Here is a 6,737-nt window from a genome sequence, read left to right as displayed (position 1 = left end):
GGCTCGGAGATGTGTATAAGAGACAGGAGCATTATATCTTTTATAATTTTCCGTGAAAAATCAGTAAGAATACGAGCGGTCAATCCCCAGATGGTATAGCCATTATAATGGTAGTAATAAATGGCATATTGATTTCCTTCATAGGTATAGTATTCCATTGAATCATACTTTTCCTCTACAAAAAGTGAAAGAGGCACTTCAGTGTATGATTCAATTTCATCGTGATTTATGGTAAGGGTGTATGGATATGGAATAGTCCCCACAAACGTGTATACATGAAAACCATAAATTGAAATAAAATGATCAAATTCACCTAATACGGTAACATCTTCAGGCTTTATACCAACTTCTTCATATGTTTCGCGCAGTGCTGTATCCAGAGGCGTTCTATCATTTTCATCAATGCCGCCCCCGGGCAGTGATACCTCTCCTTTATGGGTAGCAACTTTCGTAGTGCGTTTGGTAACAAGAATGTGAGGGGCATTGTCCTTTAAAAAAAGGGGAATAAGGACTGCCGCATCCTTAAGGCTTTTGCGCTCAATCTGCCGTGTGGGGCGTTCATGTAGTTTTTGTGAAATTCTATTACAAAAATCTTCAAACTGATGATGATTGGTAAATATCAGCATACAGGTCTCCGCCATATATATCGTTTATTACAATAACCGGGAATTTTTCGACAGTCAATTTATAAATAGCCTCTGGTCCAAGCTCTTCAAAAGCCACAATATGAGCATCAACTACGCATTGCGCTAAGTATGCCGCAGCACCACCAAAGCCTGAACAATACACAGCTTTATGCTGAATCAAAAGCCTTTTAACTTCTTCACTGCGTGAACCTTTGCCAATAAACATACGAACTCCAAGAGAAAGCATAACATCGGTATACGCATCCATACGGTATGATGTAGTAGGGCCGATAGCTCCCACAGGCATCCCTTCAGGAGCAGGGCTTGGACCTGCATAGAAGATTATTTCATTAGTGAAATCTACAGGAATAGGTTTTTGCTGTGTGTATAGATCAGCAATGATTTTATGTGCCCTATCACGGGCTGTGTAGATAGTACCACTTATAGCCAAAAGATTTCCTGATTTCAGTTTACGTATGACCTCTTCAGTTATGGGTGTGTGTATTTCGATAGCTTTCATATAATGGCACACCCAAACCGTAAAGAATGGCAGTTAAGATTGAGTGCAACTGGTAGTGTTGCAATGTGAGTGGGTGCTTCCATTATTCTGACCATAGCAACAGTATTGTTCCCACCAAATCCTAAAGGACCAATGCCCGTTTTGTTACACCGTGTAAGAATTTCTTCTTCAAGTTTTTGATATTCTTTTTTTGGATGAGATTGTGTCCGTAACACTGCTTTTTTAGCGTTAAGCACAGCAACGTCAGCAGTACCGCCAATGCCAACTCCTAAAAAAAGGGGTGGGCAGGGATTAGGTCCTGCTTTTTGTAGGGTGGTTACTATAAAATTCATGATTTCTTCAATGTGGACTGTTGGGGTAAACATTTTTAGTGCAGTCATATTTTCAGAACCACCACCTTTTAAGTATACAGTGATTTTTACGTCGTTGCCATCAACAAATTCGGTATGAATAAATGCTGGAGTATTGGTTCCAGTGTTCATTCTATCAAACAGCGGGTCTTGAACGATAGATGGCCGCAGAAAATGTTTCTTGTAGCTATCTGCTACAGCAGTGTTAATAATATCCACAGGGTTGCCATCAACTTTAACGCCGGTGCCTATCTCCAAAAAAACAATAACCGAACCACAATCCTGACACAGTGGAATGTGCTTATTTGAAGCAATGAACGCATTTTGTAATAAAATATTGAGAGTTTCTTTGGCTAACGGTTTTTGCTCGGCACTGTGCATTGTGGAAAGCGCCTTATGCACGTGACTAGGTAAATTGAAATTAGCCTGCACTACAAGATTTGCTACAGCAGAATAAAGCTCTTCTTGTGAAATTATTCGCATTTATTTGTGTTCTTGCTCCAGCAGTGTTGTATATTCATTCCAGGTTTCTTCTATTTGGCGTGCGGCTTCAGGATCAAGGATTTCAATGATGAATCCTGCATGCACTATTACCTTATCATTAACCTTTACATCGGGGGTTAGTGCAATGTCAACCAGCTTTTCAACCCCCATCGATTCAACAGTAGCTTTGGAGCCTTCTATCTTTTTTACTGTCATTGGTATAGCCAAACACATAGTTTTTTACCTCACCATGTTAACAAATTCGTGGCAGTTGTTCCTCAATGAGTACAGGCAATATCCGTTTGCCGCCAATTTTAGTTTGCATAAATGCTTTGCCAGGAAACTCAGAGGTTATTGTGCCTATTATGGCTGCCTCTTTTCCTTCAGGATGGTTTTTCATGACAGCAACAATACCATCAGCATATTGGCTGTCAACTATCATGACAACTTTCCCTTCATTTGCAATATACAGCGGGTCAATACCTAAAATTTCAGCTACTCCACGGACTTCATCTTTTACTGGTAAACTATCTTCAAACAGTGTAGCACCAAACAAGGCATTTTTCGTAATTTCATTAAGTATGGATGCAACACCACCACGCGTTGCATCGCGCATAAACTTAATTGCATCAGGATAGTGTTTAATAGCATCTAAAATCAGGTGATTGAGTGCAGCGCAATCTGAAGAGAGCCCTTTAGAAAAGGTAAGGTTGTTACGCAGTGCCATAATAGTGGTGCCATGGTCGCCAATGGTACCATTTATAATGATGCTGTCGCCAGGCTTAATTTCCCTTCGCTGTGGTGGATTAATAAATACTCCGATGCCAGCAGTGTTTATATATATACCATCCCCTTTGCCTTTTGGCACAACCTTGGTGTCGCCGGTAACTATCGCCACCCCTGCTTTTACCGCTGCTTCTTTCATGGAAATAAGAATGCGACGTAACGTTTCAATTTCAAGCCCTTCTTCAAGAATGAGTGCACATGAAATATATAGAGGTGTTGCTCCCATTACCGCCAGGTCATTGACGGTGCCGTTAATTGCAAGACTGCCAATACTCCCACCGGAAAATTCTATGGGTGTAATGGTATAGCTGTCGGTGGTAAAAGCAATGTTACTTCCCGGCAACGTAAGGCATGCAGCATCGTCAAGCTGTATAGTTTCATTCCCAAGGATTGATTTTATTAGATTGGTAATGAGGTCATTCATTGGCTTTCCGCCACTGCCATGAGCAGGAACAATTATTTCCATTCACTTTCTCCCGTATTTATAGTATGCTGAACATGGTCCCTCAGAGGAAACCATGCATGGTCCCACGGCGTGTTCCGGAGTACATGCCTTGCCAAATAGTGGGCAATCTGTAGGTATAATGACTCCACGCAAAAGTTCTCCGCAACGGCACCCCGGATGTTCTTTGGGTGAGGGAACTTCAGCTTTCAATTGTTTACCTGCATCAAAATCAGCAAATTCATCTTTAAGGTCAAGGCCGCTTTCAGGTATTACTCCTATACCTCGCCAGTGGGCATTACCTTTTGTAAACACACTGTATAATATTTCAAGAGCTTTGGGGTTACCATTATCACGTACCACACGGGGATATTCGTTCAGCACTTTGGGGGTATTTTCTTTAATAAGACCAAGAAGCATCAACGTTCCGCGTATAAGGTCAAAGTCTTCAAAGCCGGCAACAACCGCTGGCTTGCCATAATCAGTGGCAATGAAATCCCATGCTTTTTTGCCAATGATTGCACTCACATGTCCTGGCAAAATAAAGCCATCTATGTTGACCTCGCCTGAATCAAGCAACACCTTCACAGCAGGCACTGTAAGCTTGTTTCCGGGTAAAATGTAAAAATTCTTTAAATTTTTCTTTTTTGCTTCAAGTACACAAGCTGCTATAGCTGGTGCGGTGGTTTCAAAACCAATGCTCAAAAAAATAATTTTTTTGTCTGGGTGTTGCTCTGCAAGATATACAGCATCCATTGGTGAGTATACAACTTCAACCTGCAGCCCTTTAGATTTTTCTTTTGCCAGTGAACTATATGATGAGGGTACCTTCATCATATCACCAAAGGTAGTGATAACACAGTTATGCTGCCAGCCAATGGCAATGGCTGTGTCAAGATATTCGTTTGAAGTAACACAGACAGGGCAGCCAGGTCCGTCAATTAGGCGCAGGTTAGCAGGGAATATATCCTTAACGCCAGTGCGAAAAAATTCAGTAGTATGTGTGCCGCATACTTCCATTATGGCAACAGGCTTTTCAATTTTAAAGTGCGATAATAACGATGCTTCTTTTTTAATGTCCATAGGTATCCCTTCCTATAGCAATCTGGCCAAGTGCAATACCGCCATCATTGCACGGTAGTTTTTGAGGTATATATACGTCAAATGATTTTTTTTGTAAGCCTGTTGAAATGAGGTGTAGTAATATCCTGTTATGGAACACACCCCCCGAAAGCACTATTTTGTTGATGTTGTAAAGGTCCTTAAGCTTTAGTGCAGTGGCGATAGTTACATCGGCTATTGCCCGGTGAAAGCGCATGGCTATAGCAGTAACAGGAATGTTAGCTTCATACATTGTGATAATTTCTCTGATGATATACGAAGTGTCTATAACAAGTGAAGCGTCTTCTTTTATGGGGACAGTAAATGTTGTGGTGTCATTCAGTGCGTGTAATGCATATTCTTCTAAAAGCATTGCGGCTTGGGCTTCGGTGCTGATGTGATGTGCAATACCTAAAATAGCAGCAACACCGTCAAATAACCTTCCAATGCTACAGGTTAGTGGACAGTTGATGTTTTTGTAAATTATCTCCTTTACAAAATCTTTTTCCTTTTTTTCAGTAAAAAAATTTTTGTCATCAATAGTTCCTGACATAAGCAATGACAGGCCTATTTTCCAAGGGTCTTTTATTGCGTTTTCTCCACCAGGAAGCCCAAAGTAATCAAAGTGTGCTGCGCGTGTAAAGGATGTTGTGTCTGCTATTAAAAATTCGCTTCCCCACAATGTGTGGTCAGTACCGTATCCTGTCCCATCAAAGGCAATTCCAATGACAGGTTCATACAGCTTGTGTTCTTCGCATACAGATGCTATGTGAGCATGATGGTGCTGTACTCCAACGGTCAGCATCCCGCGCTCTTTGTATTCATGTGCATACATTGTGGTAAAGTAATTGGGATGCAAATCGTGGACTATACTTTGAGGTTCAAAATCAAAGATTTTACAATAATGGGCGATAGTTTTTTTGTATAACTCATTGCCCCATGGAGTAGACAAATCTCCTAAGTACTGACTAACAACTGTAACGTTGTTGCGAGCCAATGCAAAGCTGTTTTTTAAATCACCACCAGTTGCAAGAATATGAACAGGTGTTTGTTTGATAAAAAGTGGTGCTGGCACAAACCCCCGTGAACGGCGCACAAAGTAAGGTTTTTCATCTACCACGTACATGACAGAATCATCAGTGTGTGATAGTATCTCGCGATTGTAAGTAACAAAGTAATCTGCTATACTGTGTAGTCGCTCAAATGCATCATCATCTTTGTATATAATAGGCTCGTCTGATATATTTGCACTGGTCATTACATATATGCTTTGGGTGTTATTGTGAAAGAGCATATACTGAAATGGCGTATACGGAAGCATCACCCCAATGTACGAAAGGCCTGGAGCAACATATGGACTTATGATGTTCTTTTGCAATTGTACTAAAACGATGGGGCGCTCTTTGCTTTGTAGCAGTTCTTTTTCTTTATTGGTGACGGTACAAAATGTTTCAAGAAATTCAAGTGATGATACCATAATAGCAAATGGCTTGAAAGGTCTTTGTTTTCGCTGGCGTAAAAGTTTTACACATTCATCATTGGTTGCATCACAGGCTAAATGATACCCCCCAACGCTTTTCAGTGCAACAATGTGGGTGCGCAAAATTTTTTGCAGGTGGATGATGATATCATCAAATTGTGTTTGGAGTATGTTGCCGGAGCTATCGCACAGCACTATATGAGGGCCACATGTGGCACAGGCATTGGGCTGTGTGTGGAAACGACGGTCGCGTGGATTTGTGTATTCCCGTTGACACTCACTGCACATAATAAACGGATTCATTGCGGTGTTTTCTCTATCATAGGGTATGTCTTGAATAATGCTGAATCGTGGTCCACAATGAGTACAGGTAGTAAAGGGATAGTGGTATCGCCGGTTGCCCATATCAAAAAAATCACTGAGACATTCCGGGCAAATTGCAACATCCGGTGGAATAAAAACATCCCTGGTTGTGGTAGTGGTGCTTTCAAGTATGGAAAAATGCGTGAACCCATCAGGTGGTAGTTTTTCAATGTGTATATCGATTATCTGTGCCAGTGGAGGTGGATTAGTACGGATAATTTCTATACATTTTTGAATTTCTGATTCGGGTCCCTCCAGGTGGATTGTCACTCCTTCTGTATTATTAGATACACTGCCACACAGGTTATGTGAAACTGCAATGTTGTATACAAAAGGCCTAAATCCCACGCCCTGAACAATACCTTTGACCTGTATGTGATAATGGGTTGTCATACAAAACATTGTAGCACATCATCTCCATAGCATTCAATGCAAAGCGATAAAGAAACAAGAAAAGATTATAAAGCATTTTATATAATGCTAAAATATTGTTGACAATATTTTAGTTCTGTTATAGAATAACAATCCAAGCATTTTACACAGTGCGTTTTTTATTATTCCATTTTTATGCACGCAGTATGGTTTT

The 6,737-nt window shown here is 40.8% G+C and carries 7 protein-coding genes; all 7 read right to left on the bottom strand.

What is annotated here, in order from left to right:
• Positions 1–626, bottom strand: a 626-nt coding sequence (locus N3F66_02570; GenBank protein MCX8123030.1) for a CoA pyrophosphatase, incomplete at its 3' end; no start/stop codon positions are given.
• Positions 595–1,146, bottom strand: a complete 552-nt coding sequence (locus N3F66_02565) for a FumA C-terminus/TtdB family hydratase beta subunit (GenBank protein ID MCX8123029.1) — start codon at positions 1,144–1,146, stop codon at positions 595–597. The genes N3F66_02570 and N3F66_02565, both read right to left, overlap by 32 nt.
• The gene (locus N3F66_02560) at positions 1,143–1,979 is read right to left on the bottom strand and encodes a fumarate hydratase (GenBank protein ID MCX8123028.1); all 837 of its coding nucleotides are present in this window, start codon (positions 1,977–1,979) and stop codon (positions 1,143–1,145) included. The genes N3F66_02565 and N3F66_02560 overlap by 4 nt, the downstream gene beginning before the upstream one ends.
• Positions 1,980–2,213, bottom strand: coding sequence for a HypC/HybG/HupF family hydrogenase formation chaperone (locus N3F66_02555; GenBank protein MCX8123027.1), 234 nt, complete (start codon positions 2,211–2,213; stop codon positions 1,980–1,982).
• 19 nt (positions 2,214–2,232) lie between these two features.
• On the bottom strand, positions 2,233–3,231 hold the full coding sequence (hypE, locus tag N3F66_02550) for a hydrogenase expression/formation protein HypE (GenBank protein MCX8123026.1): 999 nt from the start codon (positions 3,229–3,231) through the stop codon (positions 2,233–2,235).
• The gene (hypD, locus tag N3F66_02545) at positions 3,232–4,290 is read right to left on the bottom strand and encodes a hydrogenase formation protein HypD (protein ID MCX8123025.1); all 1,059 of its coding nucleotides are present in this window, start codon (positions 4,288–4,290) and stop codon (positions 3,232–3,234) included.
• Positions 4,280–6,544, bottom strand: coding sequence for a carbamoyltransferase HypF (gene hypF, locus N3F66_02540; GenBank protein MCX8123024.1), 2,265 nt, complete (start codon positions 6,542–6,544; stop codon positions 4,280–4,282). Before hypF ends, hypD begins: the two co-directional genes overlap by 11 nt.
• Positions 6,545–6,737: the final 193 nt, after the last annotated feature.

Source organism: Spirochaetota bacterium, assembly GCA_026414805.1.
Classification (GTDB): Bacteria; Spirochaetota; UBA4802; order UBA4802; family UB4802; genus UBA4802.
Note: the sequence above shows the minus strand (reverse complement) of the source record. Positions and strands in the feature narration are given on the sequence as shown.